Annotated in this window: 15 protein-coding genes; 6 read left to right on the top strand and 9 right to left on the bottom strand. The window is 57.0% G+C overall.

Features of this window, described 5'->3' with window-relative positions:
* The first annotated feature begins 83 nt into the window (after positions 1-83).
* Positions 84-662: a YdeI/OmpD-associated family protein gene (locus H9S92_RS11370; RefSeq protein WP_187466841.1), complete on the top strand. Its 579-nt coding sequence runs from the start codon at positions 84-86 to the stop codon at positions 660-662.
* A 271-nt stretch (positions 663-933) separates the two neighbouring features.
* On the opposite strand, the gene H9S92_RS11365 is transcribed toward H9S92_RS11370, so the two are convergent.
* From H9S92_RS11365 to H9S92_RS11345, 5 genes are all read right to left on the bottom strand, one after another.
* A complete protein-coding gene (locus H9S92_RS11365) occupies positions 934-2,571 on the bottom strand; it encodes a T9SS type A sorting domain-containing protein (RefSeq protein WP_187466840.1) in 1,638 nt (545 codons plus the stop codon).
* Between the two features lie 185 nt (positions 2,572-2,756).
* Positions 2,757-2,969 (bottom strand): YgaP family membrane protein, encoded by a 213-nt coding sequence (locus tag H9S92_RS11360; protein WP_187466839.1) that lies wholly within the window; start codon positions 2,967-2,969, stop codon positions 2,757-2,759.
* A gap of 270 nt (positions 2,970-3,239) precedes the next feature.
* On the bottom strand, positions 3,240-4,100 hold the full coding sequence (locus H9S92_RS11355; RefSeq protein ID WP_187466838.1) for a hypothetical protein: 861 nt from the start codon (positions 4,098-4,100) through the stop codon (positions 3,240-3,242).
* Positions 4,101-4,114: 14 nt separating this feature from the next.
* Positions 4,115-4,300, bottom strand: a complete 186-nt coding sequence (locus H9S92_RS11350; protein ID WP_187466837.1) for a hypothetical protein — start codon at positions 4,298-4,300, stop codon at positions 4,115-4,117.
* 101 nt (positions 4,301-4,401) lie between these two features.
* On the bottom strand, positions 4,402-5,649 hold the full coding sequence (locus H9S92_RS11345; RefSeq protein WP_187466836.1) for a dipeptidase: 1,248 nt from the start codon (positions 5,647-5,649) through the stop codon (positions 4,402-4,404).
* A 216-nt stretch (positions 5,650-5,865) separates the two neighbouring features.
* Between H9S92_RS11345 and H9S92_RS11340 the strand changes: the two genes are divergently transcribed.
* From H9S92_RS11340 to H9S92_RS11330, 3 genes are all read left to right on the top strand, one after another.
* Positions 5,866-6,849: a hypothetical protein gene (locus tag H9S92_RS11340; RefSeq protein ID WP_187466835.1), complete on the top strand. Its 984-nt coding sequence runs from the start codon at positions 5,866-5,868 to the stop codon at positions 6,847-6,849.
* Positions 6,850-6,896: 47 nt separating this feature from the next.
* The gene (locus H9S92_RS11335) at positions 6,897-8,285 is read left to right on the top strand and encodes a glycoside hydrolase family 140 protein (protein WP_187466834.1); all 1,389 of its coding nucleotides are present in this window, start codon (positions 6,897-6,899) and stop codon (positions 8,283-8,285) included.
* Between the two features lie 344 nt (positions 8,286-8,629).
* On the top strand, positions 8,630-9,118 hold the full coding sequence (locus H9S92_RS11330) for a hypothetical protein (protein ID WP_187466833.1): 489 nt from the start codon (positions 8,630-8,632) through the stop codon (positions 9,116-9,118).
* 151 nt (positions 9,119-9,269) lie between these two features.
* Here the strand turns inward: H9S92_RS11330 and H9S92_RS11325 are convergent, their stop codons facing one another.
* From H9S92_RS11325 to H9S92_RS11310, 4 genes are all read right to left on the bottom strand, one after another.
* Positions 9,270-10,382, bottom strand: a complete 1,113-nt coding sequence (locus tag H9S92_RS11325; RefSeq protein ID WP_187466832.1) for a VWA domain-containing protein — start codon at positions 10,380-10,382, stop codon at positions 9,270-9,272.
* Positions 10,379-11,323, bottom strand: coding sequence for a class I SAM-dependent methyltransferase (locus tag H9S92_RS11320; RefSeq protein WP_187466831.1), 945 nt, complete (start codon positions 11,321-11,323; stop codon positions 10,379-10,381). Before H9S92_RS11320 ends, H9S92_RS11325 begins: the two co-directional genes overlap by 4 nt.
* 140 nt (positions 11,324-11,463) lie before the next feature.
* Positions 11,464-12,486 (bottom strand): T9SS type A sorting domain-containing protein, encoded by a 1,023-nt coding sequence (locus tag H9S92_RS11315; RefSeq protein ID WP_187466830.1) that lies wholly within the window; start codon positions 12,484-12,486, stop codon positions 11,464-11,466.
* Entirely contained in the window at positions 12,452-14,113 is a 1,662-nt protein-coding gene (locus tag H9S92_RS11310) for a M43 family zinc metalloprotease (protein WP_187466829.1), read from the bottom strand. Before H9S92_RS11310 ends, H9S92_RS11315 begins: the two co-directional genes overlap by 35 nt.
* Before the next feature lie 426 nt (positions 14,114-14,539).
* Here H9S92_RS11310 and H9S92_RS11305 point away from each other — a divergent pair, with 426 nt between their 5' ends.
* Entirely contained in the window at positions 14,540-16,117 is a 1,578-nt protein-coding gene (locus H9S92_RS11305; protein WP_187466828.1) for an aryl-sulfate sulfotransferase, read from the top strand.
* 11 nt (positions 16,118-16,128) lie between these two features.
* A complete protein-coding gene (locus tag H9S92_RS11300) occupies positions 16,129-16,821 on the top strand; it encodes a sulfotransferase family protein (RefSeq protein ID WP_187466827.1) in 693 nt (230 codons plus the stop codon).
* Positions 16,822-16,886: the final 65 nt, after the last annotated feature.

Genomic DNA, 16,886 nt, shown 5'->3' with positions numbered 1-16,886 from the left:
CCCTTATTCTTGCCCTTGCGCTGGCAGCCGCAGCGGCCCTCCCCCACGCCGCCGTCTATCCAAGCGCACTATAAGCCAGCAACATGGAAAAAGAAAGCGAGCTGTTTTACGCAGAAAGCCGCGCAGCGTGGCGGGCCTGGCTGCAAGCGCACCACGCCACGGCGTCTTCCGTCTGGCTTCTTTACTACCGCAAAACGTCTGCGGTACCCTCCCTTTCCTGGAGCGAAGCGGTCGACGAAGCCCTCTGCTTCGGTTGGATCGACAGCAAAACGCAGAAGCTGGACGAGGAGCGCTTCCGGCAGTTTTTTTGTCCGCGGAAGCCGCGGAGCGTGTGGTCGAAGATCAACAAAGACAAAATCGTCCGCCTGGGCCAGGAAGGCCTCATGACCCCAGCGGGCTACGCCGTGATTGAGCGGGCCAGGCAAGATGGCTCCTGGACCATCCTGGACGAGGTAGAGGCCCTCATCATCCCCCCCGACCTGGAGGCGGAGTTCGGCAAGTGGCCACGCGCCCAAGGCTATTTCCGGGGCCTAAGCCGGACCGACCAAAGAAACATCCTGCAGTGGCTGGTCCTCGCCAAACGGCCCGAGACCCGGAAAAAACGCATTACCGAGATTGCGGAGTTGGCGCATCAGCAACAGAAGCCTAAGCAGTTTCGATGAGGGAAGGGGAGAGCACATTCCGTCCTCTCTCCATCGCTCCTTCAACTTGCCCGGCACCTGCGGCCGCGCCCAGAAGAGCGCGTCTAAACTTCTTCCCACTGCCAGCCCAGCCCGTTTGCTGCGCAGTATTGCGTGGTATTAATCAGCCGTTATACAACTGCAAGCAGCTGGCGGTGGGTTCCTTTTTTTGTCTGTGCGGTAACCTGAGCCAATGTTTACAGCCCTCCCTCACCCAACGAAATCTCCATGAACCTCCAACGGCTTATGCCGCTTAATGCTTAATCAAAACCAACTGGGCTTCCCTGCTGCTCTTCAGAAGATAAACCCCGGCCTCCAGATGATTTAGGTCAAGCCGGTAATTTTCCCCTATTTTTTCGGAATGTACCAGTGCCCCGAGTAAATTGTAGACCCGTAGGAGCTCCCCGGTATTGCCCCCCATGGATATGGTGAATTCCCCGGTGGAGGGATTGGGATAAACTGTAAATCCTTTATCAAGAGTAAATACTACACTTACCACGGGGGAAAAAGTGGACGTGCCATCCAGATCCAGCATTTGGAGGCGGTAGAAATTTTCCCCCACCACGGGGCTGGGATCTGCTTGTTCGTATTGGTTGGGGCCAGGGCCGTTTATACGGGCGTAGACCCTGCCGACGGGCATCCAGTCGCGGCCATTCGTCGATTTCTGCACCTCAAAGTAATCGCTGTTGATTTCGACATCAGTTTGCCATTGAAGCCGTACCATTTTTTCTTCCCGGACCGCCTCAAAGTAGGCCAATTCAACGGGCAATGACTGCAAACAGGTCTCCAGTAACAACGGTTCTGCGGTGGGTCCTCCGGTGTATCCCACGGCCCACAGGCAGGAATTTCTCCTTTTGAGGTCTCGAATCCCCCCGCCAGTGTCATTGGTGATGATGGTGCTTTGGGGGGTCCAATTTGTTCCGTTGAAAAATGTAAAATCCGTTCCATCGGTTTGGTGACCAGCCCATACATTGGTTGCGTTCAGGGCCCCGATGCAGTACCGCTGGTAGTCGGTGGTGGGTAAAACTTGCTCCGTGTAGGTGTAAGTGCTTCCGTCGAAGTGGACGTAAAGGGCCGTCAGGGTCCCTGCGGCAGGAGAATAATAGCCGGTGAACCATACATCATTCGGGGCTACTACGTCGACATCGCGCAGGAAGACATTTCCTGCCGCAGCGATGGTCTCTCCGGTGAAAGACCAAGCCGTACCGTTGTAGTGCCAAATGCCCAATTGGGTTAAACCGGGGCCTTCGATGTACCCCCTGGTGGCGATCCAAATATCGGCTGGCCCGCTAGCGTCTACTTCCATCACCAGTCCAGCAATATTTCCATCCCTCGTGCTGGACTGCGGAAGCGATACTGAAGACCAGGAGGTTCCGTCATAATGGGCAGCGTAGGTCTCCCAGTCGCCTGATCCGGAGGCTGTATTGAAAAATTTCCCAAAGGCCCACACATTGTTGCTCGCAAAGGCCAGCAATTTTCGCAACTCTCGGTTGTCAAAATTTTCGTTTGCGTTGTAACCTGGGAGGTTGGCCGAAATATCTGTCCAACTGCTACCGTCCCAGTGGTGGATCGTTCGGGTGGCAGACAAAATGTATAGGTCATTTGTGTTAACGGGTGCAATGCTGCTGATCCTCAAACCATTTCCTACTACGGGGTTGGGCATTTCCGTCCAGGAGGCCCCATCGTATTTGAAGATCAAACCTTCGTTGGGGCCGGAAGCAGGAATTTTGTTGCCGACCGCGTAGGCCAAATTCGGTCCGGCCAGCTTCAGCTCGAAAAGTTGGCCGCTCCCTGGGCTGGTTGCGGGTAGCGGAACTTCCGTCCAGGTGGTTTGGCCGTAAAGTGCCGTGGCGAAGGCCAATGTCAGTAAAGTCGAGGTAATCCGTTTCATGAGGTACTAGTCGAGACGAGGTGGCATAATGATATGAGTTTCCTGAGAAGGGGGCACAGCTTCGCCCGAAGCTTTGCCCCCTTTCCTGTAGAACTATGACGAAGAAAAAGAAAAGTTACCGTTCGGCCAGTACTTTGCTCCTTCAACTTGCCTGGCACCTGCGGCCGCGCCCAAAAGAGGCTTCCCTACTTCCGCTCCGGAGCCGGGCAGGTGGAAATCCCGAACAGCGTGTAGAGCGGGCAGAAACTGACCGTACTGGTAAGCAGAAAAACGCCGGCTAAGACGAGGAGGATGATGCCCAGGGTACCCACCACGACGTTGGCGAAGAAAAGGCCGATAAGTACGGCGGCGATGATCACGCGGATGATCCGATCGGTAGAAGACATGTTCTTTTTCATTTTGCGAAAAGTTTAGCGGGTGAAATACTGCACGATGAGGACGGCGGAAGCGACCAGCCCAACGCAGAGCAGGCACATCAGTACGAATTTGTAGATGATCTTTGGGTCTTTCATGTACCCTGCAAAAGTGGTGCCCACCCTGGCCCTGCACGGTGACCAATGTCACTTAAGCCAAAGTTTTTTATCATTTTGCGTGGCGTACCCTGGCTCCGCAGTTTTTCACGTGCTCTTTTCCGCATCGCTCCCCTGAGGAACGCCATGCCGGGGGCCTCAGCGCCGCCGTTTCCGCCGTGCCAGGGCGTGCTTACGCAGGCGGGTGCCTTCGCTGGCCACGTAGAGCCACTGGTCGTCGTAGAAATCCACGGCTTCAAACTGGGTGGGCACCCCCCAACTGAGGTTGCGCCGCCGGACGCGCCCTTGCAGGAATTGCCCCGGGGGATAATCCCGCAAAGTGATCAGGGAAGCGCTGCTGGAGGGCAAAAAGCCCAGGAGCATTTTGAAGTTGTAGGCGGTCAAGACCAGTTCGCCGCGCACCGAATCGATGGCCGCCGCCGTCACCACCCGCCGGGGCAGGCGGAGGCTATCGCGCAGTTCGGCGACGTACGTGCCCGGCTGCGCGGGTACGCGGAAGTGGTAGGTCAGGAAATTGCCGCGCCCGAAGAGCTGGTCTTTGGTGAAGAGGTGGAGATAGCCGCCGTGGTAGGCCAGCGCTTCGCAGTCGTAGTTGCCGGCCACGTCGCGCCCCGCGCCGTTCTGGCCGGGGTAGCGGAAGACGATGCTGTCGGTGCGTCCGCTGCTGGGCTGGTAGCGGTAAATGACGGCGTTCTTGCGCCGCCCGCCGTTATTGCCGAAGTCGCCGACGTAGAAGTTTCCCGCCGGGTCTTTGGTCAGGTCTTCGTAGTCGCTGGCCCGGGCGGCCAGGGTATCGGTGCGGAGCAGCCGCCCCGTGGCATCGGTGGTATAGAGGTAGGGGCCGTCTCCACTGTCGTTGTGCCAGTGAAAACGCTCGCCGCTAATCACCAGTCCGGAGGCCTCGGTTAGCGCCGGCGGCAAGCGGATGCGCCTGGGCGGGTGACTGGTTCCGCAGGCGGTCAGCACCAGGACCAAGGGCAAAAGGCGGCAAAGTAGCATAGGCCTTGAATTGACTATTTCCCCCGCCAACGCAAATAACCATGGTAAGCCAAAGTGCCCAAGAGGAGGAGGACGAGAATGCCTTCCACCGTTTCATTGTTGGTGTCGGAAAGCCCAAGCCGGTCTTCTAGCAAGTAATCCCAAATAATGTGCAGCAGAACGAGGCTGCTCAGGAGGTAATAGGTCGCCTTTGTGGTCATGTTGACGGGGGTTGAAGGGCGCTCCGGGCCGCTGGGCGGGTAAGGCATCCCAGCGGCCCGGAGCCAGTGAAAAGATGGGGGGGGAATCCAGCAGCGGATGTTTACTGTGCCGTAGCGGCCGCTTCCACGGCCCGCCATACGCGGAGGACGTTGCCGGAGCAGATTTTTTGGATGTCGTCGTCGGAGTAGCCCCGTTTGAGCAGGGTGTAGATCAGGTTGGGGTAATCGGAGACGTCTTTCAGGCCGGTGGGCAGGGAATCCCCTACGCCGTCGAAATCGGAGCCCAGGCCCACGTGGTCAATTCCCGCGAGGGCGACGACGTGGTCGATGTGGTCGGCTACCGTTTCTACGTCGGCGTAAAGGGTGGGAAATTCCTTTTCAAAGGCTTCGATGAGGGGTTTGGCGGCCTCGTCGCGGTACTGGAGGTCCGCTGCCGCGAGGCGTTCCTGAAGGATGCCCCGCAGGCTGTCTTGGCGGATGCGCAGTTTACCATCCAGGAAGGTGGAGCCGAAGTTGATCTGGATCACGCCGCCCTCTTCCCCCAGGCGCTTGATCATGGCGTCGTCCATGTTGCGCTCGAAGCCGGGGGTGAATTTGCGGGCCGAAGAGTGGCTGGCAATCACGGGCACGTCGGTCATTTCGACGACTTGCCAGAAGGTGGAGTCGCTCACGTGGCTGATGTCGACCATGATGCCTACGCGGTTCATTTCGCGGACCACCTCGCGGCCGAATTCGCTCAGGCCTCCGTGGGTGCGGGTGGTATCGTAGCTGCTGTCGCAGATCAGGTTGTCTTTGCCGTGGGTCAGGGTGATGTAGCGGATGCCCTTGGCGTGGTATTCCGCGACGCGTTCGATTTTGTCTTCGATCGGGCTGCCGTTTTCCATACCCATGGGCAGGCTCATGACGCTGTCGCGGAAATTCTGTTCCAGTTCGGCGGGGCTGGTGGCGATGCGGAATTTATCGGGGTGGGCCTCGGCGATGCCCCGGACCATGGCGATGAGGCTATCGGCCAGGGCGGGGCTGGCGCCGGGTTCGGCCTGGAGTCCGCTGGGAATGTAAATGGACATAAACGGCGCGTCAAGCCCGCCTTCTACGGCGCGGACGTAGTCAAAATCCCCCTCGCTGGTCTCGATGGGGATGCCGAGGTATTCTTTGTCCAGGCGGAAATTTTTCACCTTCAGGCGGTAGGGCAGGTCCACGTGTCCGTCGGTAATCAGGTAGCGGTGGGCCAGCTCATTGGCGTGGGCGCGCAGCTCGGCGTCGGTCATTGGCGAAGGGTCTTCCTGGGGGGCGCGGCCGCAGGTGCAGAGGAATCCGGCCAGCAAGGCAAGGAGGGTGAGACGGAACATTGGGGTGTGCTTTAATAAAGGAGAAAGGAAGTAAAGGAGGAAGGGGGTAAAGGGAGGAAAAGAGGGCTCAATATAGGGTACGCTGCGGTAACGGGCGGGCCGCCGCAACACCCTCCCCGGCCGGTACACGCTATCCGCGCCCAGCAAACTTCTTATCGGGTGCTCATAAAAATTGCCTGCCCATTTTTTACCTTCGCAGCAACATAGTATGCACCCATGTCCACCCCCAGATTCATCCTTCTTATTGCCCTTGCTACGGCCTTTGCCGCCTGTAAAAACGCGGAGGGCCCCGTGGTAGACGCCAACAGTGCAGTACCTGCCCGCATTCTCGATTTCACCTTTGAGCCCGGAAAACGCTTTGGGCCCATTGTGTCCGATAGTGCCTCCCGGTCGCAGGTCCTGGCCCTTTATGGAGACAGCGCCGTCTTGGGCACCATCTTCATCGGCGAAGGCTACGAAGAAGAAGCCGTTATCCTTTTCCCCGATAACCCCCGGCGCAGGGCAGAGCTGTATTACAACGAAAGTTACGACACCCTCCGCCCCTCCTTTATCCGCATCACCGGCAACTACGAAGAGGGCGAAGAAATGCGCTCCGACTGGACGAGCACCAACGGCCTCAGCATCGGTACCAGCATTGGGGAGGTAGAAAAAATCAACGGGCAGCCATTCACCATCAGTGGTTTCGGCTGGGATTATGGCGGGCAAGTGGTCAACTGGAACGGCGGGGCTTTCGCTGCTGGTTTCTCTCCCTCCTTCCTCCTTACCGCCGAAGGCGAGGAGACGCCAATGGAACTGCTGGGTGACGGCACCGAGCTGAAAAGCGACGACCCGACCCTGCGAAAGGCCCGCCCCGTGGTCATCTCCATTTCCACTGACCTGGGCCGCACCCCTCCCAATTACCTGGGCCGCTGGCGGTCCGTCGCTGACCCCGAAGAGGAACTGGAGTTCCAGCCCACCCAGGTCTTGTACTACCGTGCCGGGTCACTTACCCTAAGCAATAAACTGGAATTCCTGCCGGGCTGCCAGGAAACCGCCTGCGGTTTTAGTGGCGCGGGAGGGACCAACGAGTTTTGCCTCATTGAAAAAGGCGAGTTTGACGTACAATGCCACGTCATCATCCGTGCTTTTAACGATACGCTCCAGTATTTCACGATGGGCCTGGACGGTGAGGAGATTCCCACTTTTGTTCGACAAAAATAACTGGGGCTTCACCCAGGGAATAGCGGATACTTACAGTTGAACCACCCATGCGGAAGAAAATCCTTGCACTCCTTTTTTTGCTGACGCTGGCCCTCGGGCTGAGTGCCCAGAGCCTGGTGGTTAGCCCCAACGGACGCTTCCTGGCCAAGGCCGATGGCAGCCCGTTTTTCTGGTTGGCGGATACTGCCTGGGAGCTGTTCCACCGCTGCGACCGGTCAGAAGTGGACCTGTACCTGGAGAAACGCGCCGCGCAAGAGTTCAACGTAGTCCAAGCCGTCATCCTGGCCGAACTGGATGGCCTCAACGAACCAAACCCCTACGGCGAAAAACCGCTGATCAACAATGACCCCCGCACCCCGAATGAAGGGTACTTTGCCCACGTGGACTACACCATCGAGAAGGCCGCCACACTCGGCATCACGATGGCCCTGCTGCCCACCTGGGGCGATAAACTCTACAAAGACCGTTGGGGCGAAGGGCCCGAAGTGCTGAACCCCGAAAATGCCCGGGCTTTTGGCAAGTGGCTGGGGGCGCGTTACGCCAAATACCCCAACATCGTGTGGATCATCGGCGGAGACCGTAACCCACGGGCGGGAAGCCAGGACGAGGCCGTCTGGAACGCCCTGGCCGAGGGCATTGCCCAGGCTGCGGGTGGCTACGCGAAGACTATGATGAGTTACCACCCTCAGCCCAAAGAAAATGGGGGATCTTCTACCTGGTTCCACCACCAGGAGTGGCTGGACTTTAATATGCACCAAACTGGTCATTGCGCCAATCAGGGGACTTACCAACACATCACCCACGACTACCAGCTACAGCCCACGAAGCCCGTACTGGACGGTGAGCCCCTCTACGAAGACCACCCGAACTGCTTCAACGCCAAAGAGCTGGGCCACAGCATTCCGCAAGATATCCGGCGCATCATGTACTGGAACGTTTTTGCCGGAGCCTGCGGGCAAACCTACGGCTGCCACGACGTCTGGCAGATGTATAAGCCGGGCAGAACACCCATTAATCAGCCCCTCCGCCCCTGGCCGCAAGCCCTGGATCTGCCCATGGCCAACCAGGTTAAACACCTCAAAAATTTGCTGCTTTCCCGCCCCTTCTTTACCCGTATCCCAGCCGCAGCGATGATCGTTGACGCCCAGCCCGACGACCACAACCACGTGATGGCTACGCGGGACAGCGAGGGAAGCTTTGCGATGATCTATTTCCCCACCGGAAAGGCCACCAATATTGATTTCTCCAGTCTGGCAAGTTCCAAATTAAACAGTTGGTGGTTTGATCCCCGAACGGGCAATGCTTACCCGGGCCCCAACCTGAAACGGGCACCCCGGCTCTACATCACCCCACCTACCGCAGGTGCGGGCCAGGACTGGGTCCTGGTTGTAGACGACGCCAGGAGGCGCTTTGTTGCGCCGGGGAAAATGCCTTAGGTTTCTACCACGAGCCCCCCCGCCGAAGGCCAAAAAAAACCAGCGCCCCGAAAACCGTAGCCCCGAAGCAGCTGGTCCTGGACCGTGGAAAGGGAATGCCGGAAAAGCAGGTACCACGAAGCCCAGCCATAGGCTCTTGCTCAGAAAGCTCCCTAAGCTGGCTGGTACGGAGAGGCGTTTATGCGGGGCATACCTTGCCGAGACCGGGCAGTCTGTTCGGAGGTGCCGCCGATCCTTAAAGAAACTCGGCAGCCGAAAGTGGCGCTGAAGGGGTAAATACCCGTAGACCAAAATAGCCGTGCCCAACAACCAACCAATCCCTTCTCCGGTGCTATCTTTCCGCCATGCGTTTCCTTACCCTGCTCTTACTGGTCTTACTCTGCACCTGCGTCCGCGCCCAAAAAGTGCTCCTCTTTGAACGGATGACCGACTCGAAGGCCGAGCGGATGTACGAGGGCGAGGCCCTGAAATTCCGGATGGAGGGCGATAAATTCTGGCAGGAAGGGCGCATTATGGAGATGCGGCCCGACATCCAGGCACTGGTCATCAACGAACGATTCATCCTTTTGGAAGAGATTGAATCGGTACACCTCGGCAGCACTTTCGGGGCCGCTGCGGGCTACTCCCTCATGACCTTCGGCACCGCCTGGGCCGGCATCGGCCTCATCGGCTACGCTACGGACAAAGACCCGACGACAAATTTCTCCGGCCGCGACGCCACCATTGCCCTCACTTCCTTCGCCAGCGGCTACCTGATCAACCGCTTTTTGGGGCAGAAGCGGTTCAAAACCAGCCAGTACAAACGGCTGCGGATTGTGGATACCAGCTTTTAAAAAGCTTCGCTTTTTGTTCTTTGAACCATTAAGCACACTAAGTTAAGTAAGAATCACTAAGGCATTATACTTCTCCAATCCTTAGTGTTTCTTAGTGCCCTTAATGCCTTAGTGGTGAAAAAACCCGCGAAGCGGGGGGGGGGGACCCAAATCATCTATAAAGCGCCCGTGCCAACACCTCAGCAAACGCCCCCGGCGTACTGGCAAAGGGCTGCAAGCCCAGCTCCGTAAGTTGCGCCGCCACGGTGCGGTCGTAGGCCGGTGCCCCCTCGTCATTGAGCGCCAGCAGGGGCAAAAAGGTGAGTCCGCTCTGTTGCAGGCGGCGCACGCTGGCCAGCATGGCCTCTACGGAGCCGCCTTCGAAGAGGTCGCTCAGGAGGATCAGGACGGTATCGCGGGGGTTCGTATTGAGGGTTTCTGCGTAGCGGAGGGCCCGGCCGATGTCGGTGCCGCCGCCCAGTTGGATGGCGAAAAGGAGCTCCAGTGGGTCGGGCAGCTCGTGGGTGAGGTTGACCACGCTGGTATCGAAGCACACCACCTGCGTGCGCAGGCTGGGGATGCTGGCCAGGATACAGGAAAGTACCCCGGCGTAGACCACCGAGGCGGCCATGGAACCGGATTGGTCGATGAGCAAAATGACGTGCTTCAGGCCCGCGTTGGCGCGCGCCTGCCCCCGCAGGTGAACGGGCAACACCGTCTTGTACTCGGGTTGGTAGTGGCGCAGGTTGGCGCGGATGGTTTGGTGCCAGTCGATGTCGGCGTGCCGGGGCTTGCGGTTGCGGTTGTGCTGCCGGCGGCGGCCGCCGATGGCTTGCTCCACGGGCCGCTTGAGGAGCGCTTCGATTTGGCGAACGACCCGCAAGACCACCGCGCGGGCACTCTCGCGGCTCCTTTCTGGCAGCAGGTTTTTGAGGCTGAGCAGGGTGCCGATGAGGTGGACGTCGGGCTCGATCGTTTCCAGTAGCTCCGGCTCGAGGAGCATCCGCTGGAGGCCGAGGCGTTCGAGAGCGTCGCGCTGGAGGAGGTGGACGGTGTCGGTGGGGAAGTACTTGCGGATGTCGCCGAGCCAGCGGTTGACGTTGGGGCTGGAGCTGCCCAGGCCCGCCTTCCGGTCCTGGTTGGCGTAGAGGGCCTCCAGGGTGTTATCGATGCCGGCCAGGCGATCGGGCAGGGGGATGCCTGCCGCGCCGTCGGGGTCCGACTGCTGGCCGAGGATGAGCCGCCACTTGCGGAGGTAGTCGTGGGGGTCTTGGGTTTCCATCATTTCTCAAAAATCCAGCAGCGGTGGAGGCCCATCTTGCGAAAATCCGGCGGGAGGGTCTGCTTGGTAATTTCCCGGATGTGCGCTGCGCCAATGACGCCCGCTTCGTCGAGGCGGAATTTGCGGTAGTTGGTGCTGAAGTAGAGTTTTCCGCCGGGTTTAAGCAGGCGCAGCGAAAGGTTGATCAGCCGGAGGTGATCGCGCTGGGTATCGAGCACCTCCTTCATCATCTTGGAATTGGAGAAGGTGGGCGGATCGAGGATGATCAGGTCGTAGTTGGCAATGTGGTGTTCTTCCAGCCAGGTGATGACGTCGGCCTTGATAAAGCGGTGGGCGGCGGGGTCGATCTCGTTGATCGTGAAATTGCGCTGCCCCCAGTCGAGGTAGGTGTTGGAAAGGTCCACGCTATCCACCCGCTTGGCATCGGCCGCGGCGGCGTAGACGCTGAAGGAGCAGGTGTAGGCGAAGAGGTTGAGCACCACCTTGTCTTTGGCTTCCTGGGCCACCATCATGCGGGTCTGGCGGTGATCGAGAAAGAGGCCGGTATCGAGGTAGTCGGTGAGGTTGACGATGAAGCCCAGGCTGTTTTCCACGACGGTAAATTCGCGGCGGACGATGGAGAGTTTTTCGTACTGATCGGTGCCCGACTGCCGCTTGCGCAGCTTGAAAAACACCGCATCGCGGCCCATTTCCAGGGTTTGGGTGATGACCTCGCGGTAGGCCAGTTTGTGTTCCTGCCAGTCTTCTTCGGTCCACTGCTCGCCCTGCCGGTGGTACACGGAGACGTAGAGCTGCTCGCCGTAACGATCGATGGTGATGGGGAACTCATCGAGGTCCGCATCGTAAATCCGGTAGGCTTCCAATTCCTGGCGGCGCGCCCACTTATCGTAGTGGCGCGCCATTTTGCGCAGGCGGTTGGCGAAGGGCGAATAGTCTTTATCCATGACCCCGGCGAAGGTAAGGACCGTGGGATAAAGGCGGGGTGTGGGGGAGTGGCTTTGCGGGGGCGCAGCGTTTTTTGGGCGCGGCCGCAGGTGCTGGGGGAGCTTGGAGGAGCGGGGGACGGGGGCGAGGTGGGTTGGTTTTACCTTTTCAAGAATTTACACACCGCACTATTGCCATCGGTGTAATCCAAACGAAGAAAGTAGGCTCCCGTGGGAAGGCGAGAAACATCCAACCCGCCGCCAGCCAGGGCAATAACCGGCATCCGTTGCCCCGTCACCGAGTACACGCTAAAGGTACGTATTCGCCCATTCTCCGCCGTTCGCAAGTACAACACCTCTCCCGCCGGATTGGGGTAAACCAACAAGTCTCCACCCAGCTGGGCAGGCGAATCCGTATCTACCCTTCTAAAACAAGGCTCAAAGCCAGGGCGCGAAAAGTAAACATTAATAAGCTCAAGGGTATCCACTAAATTTGAGCTGCCTTCAATGGGTAGAAATGTGTAACTTCGGAATAACCTGTCCCCCAGTGAGCCGTATTCTCTAACCGGGTAAAATATCGTTGTTGAGTCCGTCGCCATACATGCATATTGCCATAATCCTTGAGCAGCACCTTCCCACCACTCAAAAAGTATGGTAGGAGAAAATGAATTAATTATCCACGAACTCTCCGCCATGCAGTTAAATGGGCTTTCATCTGCAAAGACAGAGGGATCCCAAGAAATTTTTAAAGGTGGATATTTGACGTTCATCGCAAAGGAAATGAAATCGTCCATAATCCAATTCCCGCAGTTATTGGGGTCTTCGCTTAAGTATTCCCGCCAAATCACCTGCTTTTTGTAGGTAAATCGGGGAGGATCGAAACTTTCCAGCCTATAAAAATCACTAGCCCTAACCTCAAATACGCTATCAAAAGGCACATCCACGGTATTCTCTGAACTAAGTGCTACATTGGTCGAATCATTTTGGTGGTCAGAAATAATTATGGTAACAGTATCCTTATTGCCCACTCCATCTTCAAAGTAGAAGGGGATGGTGACCAGGATAGAGTCTTGCGCTTGGGTACTGACGAAAGCACCAAAAAAAGCAATGGCAAAAAAATAAAAATATACGTCCCTGTTCAGCATGGTCTTAGTTGTTTTTTTGTACTCTGCGTACCAAGACATTATCGTCGGCGTGAATACTAATGTAGTTTAATCCTTCGCCAAGTTCGTGAGCTGGAAAGTAAACGGTGTAGGTACCAGCTTCCTTATTTCCGGAATCCGCTTGCTTCAGTAAGGTTTGCACTGAGTTTCCGTTTCCGGAAGTAGTAGTGAGATAAATTTTAATGTCCGCTTCAGCATTCGTAGCGTAGCTTAAACTGGTTCCGTTAATTGTAGGGTTGGGATAAACTACTACGCTGCCTGGCTCAATGGGGTTAAAAGGACCGCCCCCGTCTGGCCGCAAATCACAACTTCCGGTAGTGAACTGCCGAGCAAAGAGATCGGTATCACCACACAAATTCCGAGTTTCAATGATCACATTGTACGTAGTGTTGGAAAGCAGCACGATGTTGGCAAATTTATCGTGTTCATTTGACCCCACCGCTACCCGGTCTTGGCCAGCTTGCCCATCTAACCAATCGGTCTGACGAAAAGTAGTAAAGCTGCCGTTGGGTTGCTGTACTTCGTAGGTAACCCGATATTCTACCTCGTTAGTGCTCGCCTGAAAGTAGAAGCTGAACTTACAATCTTCACTGAAGTCAACGATAGGCAACAACCCAATATGCGCAGATGCTGGCGGGCAACCAGGGTTAATCTCATCAATCAAGTCGCACTTATCGTTCAACAAATTGTCCAGCATCTTACCCATTTGGCAAGGGGTGAAGGCGGAAACGTTGGGATCACTAGCGTAAGAGGCGTAGGTCATCATGTTGTTGTTCTGGTAACGCTGCTCGCAACATGGGTGAGGGTTCACCACCGTAGTCCCGTTAGGTTGGCACAGGTCAACGCCATTCACCACATTTGATAGGTTCCAACACCGATTTCCAGTGGTATCGATAGATCCGTCACCGTTTTGGTCATAAGTCCAGGAAATGAGGGGGGTATCGGAACAACCATCATTGCTTTGTGCTGTTCCCCCGAAAGAATGGCGTAAATCTAATCCATGCCCGAGCTCGTGTATTAGAAGCTGGGCACTAAAGTTTTCATTTACTAATGTAGTTGAACCACGTCCCAATGCAAACCCATTCCATCCACCGCTTACGTCAGAGATAAAAATATTGAACGCTTCACCAAAATACTGGCTATAGTAAGCAGAATTATCATTCCCATCCAGAACTATGCGGTTCCTGGTCTCACAATGAATATACACATCGTTAAGTACTAACCGCAGCATTACGCATTGACCTGGCGTAACTGGTGCCCCCCATTCTGCTTGGTTCCATTGGGGGTTTTCGCTCATGTTGGCTAAAAAATCATTGGTTGTAGCGATGTACTGGTCCGCCCGCTGAAAGGCCAATTGCTGCTCCAGTTGGTTGCTTGTTGCGGCCGCAGCAATAGTTCCGCTACAATCTGAGTCAACAAAAAAGTGAATATTTACCCTAATGTAAGTGGTCAAACAGCCACTATTAATGTAGTTCTCTGTAAAAGAGCAGAATGGGTAGGCGGATTTCTGAATTGTGCGCGGTGAGGCTTCGGGCCATTCATCCGTCACACAGGTTGGATCATCTTGTTGTGCTGAAGCCGAGATACTTAGCAAAAGTATGACTACAAGGCAAGCGATGTAGCGATGAAGCGATGAAGCGATGAACATTATAAGGGGTGGTTTATTTTCTTGAATACTTCAAAGATAGGCTGAGCGCTTGATGTTTTCATAAATAATTCAGGTGCGTGAAAAATTTAACATTCGTCGGGCAGAATTTAACCGCAATAAGCCTCTAATCTTGTTTCAAGTGCTGGCCTAGAAGCAGGTCTCTGGACGCACGCAAATTCATTACCCATAATTTTCACCTCTAGAGAAGCCTCATGCCCTCCAATGCATTCGAAATATTGATGCGGACTAAAAACCCTAGAGGTAGAAACGCTGTGTAACATTGGGTCCCCTTTTGCGACTCCGTAAACTAGAAGCGATCTTGTGATTGCCCTGGCAGCGGGGATAAAAGGTCCAAACGATCCCCAAAAAGGGTGCTAATTTTGCACCCCGAACTGTGCGTTGAGTTCATCACAAGCAAAACCGAACATGAGTAGCTATCGCATCTCTATCCTCCTGGGCCTCCTGCTCACTTTGGGCCTCTGGGCCTGCTCCAACGGCCCCGGCCCACTGGAAGACCAGCTTAGGGGTGAGGTGCAGGCCGACCTGAACCCCTCCGGCCGCGTCCCCCTCGGCGCGCTCTTAAAGTTCACCACCAAGGAACCCTGCCGGGTCAGCATCACCATCCCCGGGCCCACGCCCGTTACGCGGGATTTCCGGGAAGCCCAGCGCCTCCACGAAATTCCCGTCCTCGGCCTCTACCCCGGCCAGGTCAATGAGCTCAGCATCACCCTGACGACCGAAGACGGCAAAACCTACTCGGGCACCACCTCCCTGACCACCGAGCCATTGCCCGCCACTTTCCCCAGCATCGAGGTCACCACCCTCCAGCGCGAAAACATGGAGCCGGGCTTTCACCTGATCGACCTCCTCATCGCCAACAACGGCAAATTCCTGCCCTACACCCTTATGTTCGACGACCAGGGCGTCATCCGCTGGTTCATGGACCTAAGCGAAAACGGACAAATCACCTACACCCCCTACCGCCTCAAAAACGGCAACTGGCTCTACCTCAACTGGATCGACATCCTGGAAGTGGACGACCTGGGCCGCACCGTCAAACAAGAACAAATGTGGGGCAACGCCGGCAACCACGAGCTCCTGGAAATGCCCGATGGCATGCTGCTCATGACGGGCTCCAAAAAAGACAGCTACGTCGTCCGCAACGGCCAGCAAATCCCCACCCGCTTCGATCACGTCGTGCTCTGGGACCGCGCCAACAACCGCACGGCCAAAGACTGGGACCTGCGGGCCGTCCTCGACGTCAACCGCGCCATCTTCCCCGCCGACTACGGGATGGATCCGTCTACCGACTGGTTCCACGTCAATTCCGTCGCCCTTGATCCCTCCGATAATACCCTGCTCGTTTCCGGCCGCAACCAGGGCGTGGTAAAAATCAACCAGGACAACAGCCTGCGTTGGATCCTGGCCCCGCACGTCGGCTGGGGCAAGGCGGGCTTCGATGGCACGGGCCTCAATACCGCCGATTACCTCCTCACTGCCGTTGACGCCGACGGCAACCCCTACCCCGCCGAAGTGCAGGAGGGGCGGGTGGCGGCCCCTGATTTCGACTGGCCCATGGGCCAACATGCTCTCAACGTACTGCCCAACGGCAACCTCCTGCTCTTCGATAACGGCCTGCGCCGCCACTTCGACCCCGCCCCGCAGTACTCCCGCGCCGTCGAGTACCAGATTGACACCGAGCGCAAAACGGTCCGGCAGGTGTGGCAATACGGCAAAGAACGGGGACTGGAAATGTCTTCGCCCATCACCAGCGACGTCGACCAGCTCCCCACCACCGGCAACCGACTCATCACCTCCGGCAACCTCCGCGCCAGCGGCAAGGAAGGCCACGCCAAAATGGTGGAAGTCACCTACCCCGGCAACCAGGTCGTTTTCGAAGCCGATCTATACTTCAAAGACAAAATGGGCACCAAGGAACCGAGCTGGGGACAGTTCGACCTGGTGTTCCGCGGCGAACGCTACCCCTTACTTCCTAACCAATAACTACTCCCCCAATGCAACCTCAAGTTATTGCCCTGGGCCTGCCCCGCACGGGCACCACTTCCCTCAAAGCCGCGTTGGAAACCCTCGGTGTCGGCCCCTGCCTGCACATGGATAACCTCTTCAACACTCCCGCGCTGACGGCCCGCTGGCGCCGTCACCTGGCGGGCGAGACGGCCGACTACGCTGGCCTTTTCGAGGGGTTCCAGAGCAGTACCGACTTCCCCGGCTGCCTGGATTTTGCCGCCTTCGTCGATCACTACCCCACGACCAAATTTATCCTCAACTACCGCGACCCCGCAGACTGGTACGAGAGCATGCTCAAAACCGTCTTTCCCGCCGCAGGCCGTACCCCGGAGCAAAAAGCCGACATGGTAGCAAAGGGCGTGGAAAACGAACGCTTCCGCAACATCGAAGCCGCCCTGAGCCTGGTGGAAGACTTTCTGCTCAACGATTTCTTTGGGGGCACTTTCCTGGACAAAGAAAAGACCCTGGCCACCTACCAGGCCCACCTGGACGCCGTGCGCGCGACCGTCCCAGCCGACCGCCTGCTGGAATTTTCCGTCGCCGACGGCTGGGGGCCACTCTGCCAATTCCTCGGTTTGGCCGAACCCACGGAGCCCTTCCCCTACAAGAACAAGCGCCAGGATTTCCAGGAGCAAATCGGCAAAATGATCAGTGGCGGCGGAGCGCTGACCCTGAAGTAAACAAGGCCCCCCCGCCGCCGGAACGGGGCTAAAACCCACTCCGGCGGCAATTTATGCACGCTGCG

It is taken from the genome of Neolewinella lacunae (genome assembly GCF_014349155.1).
Classification (GTDB): Bacteria; Bacteroidota; Bacteroidia; order Chitinophagales; family Saprospiraceae; genus Neolewinella; species Neolewinella lacunae.
The sequence above is the reverse complement of the archived record's forward strand: the minus strand, read 5'-3'. Positions and strand labels throughout refer to the sequence as shown.

What these genes read in the sequence shown, in the direction of transcription:
- H9S92_RS11340 (WP_187466835.1), top strand. Translation starts at nt 5,866, where the DNA reads ATGTCCACCCCCAGATTCATCCTTCTTATTGCCCTTGCTACGGCCTTT.
- H9S92_RS11305 (WP_187466828.1), top strand. Translation starts at nt 14,540, where the DNA reads ATGAGTAGCTATCGCATCTCTATCCTCCTGGGCCTCCTGCTCACTTTG.
- H9S92_RS11330 (WP_187466833.1), top strand. Translation starts at nt 8,630, where the DNA reads ATGCGTTTCCTTACCCTGCTCTTACTGGTCTTACTCTGCACCTGCGTC.
- H9S92_RS11355 (WP_187466838.1), bottom strand. Translation starts at nt 4,100, where the DNA reads ATGCTACTTTGCCGCCTTTTGCCCTTGGTCCTGGTGCTGACCGCCTGC.
- H9S92_RS11310 (WP_187466829.1), bottom strand. Translation starts at nt 14,113, where the DNA reads ATGTTCATCGCTTCATCGCTTCATCGCTACATCGCTTGCCTTGTAGTC.
- H9S92_RS11315 (WP_187466830.1), bottom strand. Translation starts at nt 12,486, where the DNA reads ATGTCTTGGTACGCAGAGTACAAAAAAACAACTAAGACCATGCTGAAC.
- H9S92_RS11300 (WP_187466827.1), top strand. Translation starts at nt 16,129, where the DNA reads ATGCAACCTCAAGTTATTGCCCTGGGCCTGCCCCGCACGGGCACCACT.
- H9S92_RS11335 (WP_187466834.1), top strand. Translation starts at nt 6,897, where the DNA reads ATGCGGAAGAAAATCCTTGCACTCCTTTTTTTGCTGACGCTGGCCCTC.
- H9S92_RS11370 (WP_187466841.1), top strand. Translation starts at nt 84, where the DNA reads ATGGAAAAAGAAAGCGAGCTGTTTTACGCAGAAAGCCGCGCAGCGTGG.
- H9S92_RS11320 (WP_187466831.1), bottom strand. Translation starts at nt 11,323, where the DNA reads ATGGATAAAGACTATTCGCCCTTCGCCAACCGCCTGCGCAAAATGGCG.
- H9S92_RS11325 (WP_187466832.1), bottom strand. Translation starts at nt 10,382, where the DNA reads ATGATGGAAACCCAAGACCCCCACGACTACCTCCGCAAGTGGCGGCTC.
- H9S92_RS11345 (WP_187466836.1), bottom strand. Translation starts at nt 5,649, where the DNA reads ATGTTCCGTCTCACCCTCCTTGCCTTGCTGGCCGGATTCCTCTGCACC.
- H9S92_RS11350 (WP_187466837.1), bottom strand. Translation starts at nt 4,300, where the DNA reads ATGACCACAAAGGCGACCTATTACCTCCTGAGCAGCCTCGTTCTGCTG.
- H9S92_RS11360 (WP_187466839.1), bottom strand. Translation starts at nt 2,969, where the DNA reads ATGAAAAAGAACATGTCTTCTACCGATCGGATCATCCGCGTGATCATC.
- H9S92_RS11365 (WP_187466840.1), bottom strand. Translation starts at nt 2,571, where the DNA reads ATGAAACGGATTACCTCGACTTTACTGACATTGGCCTTCGCCACGGCA.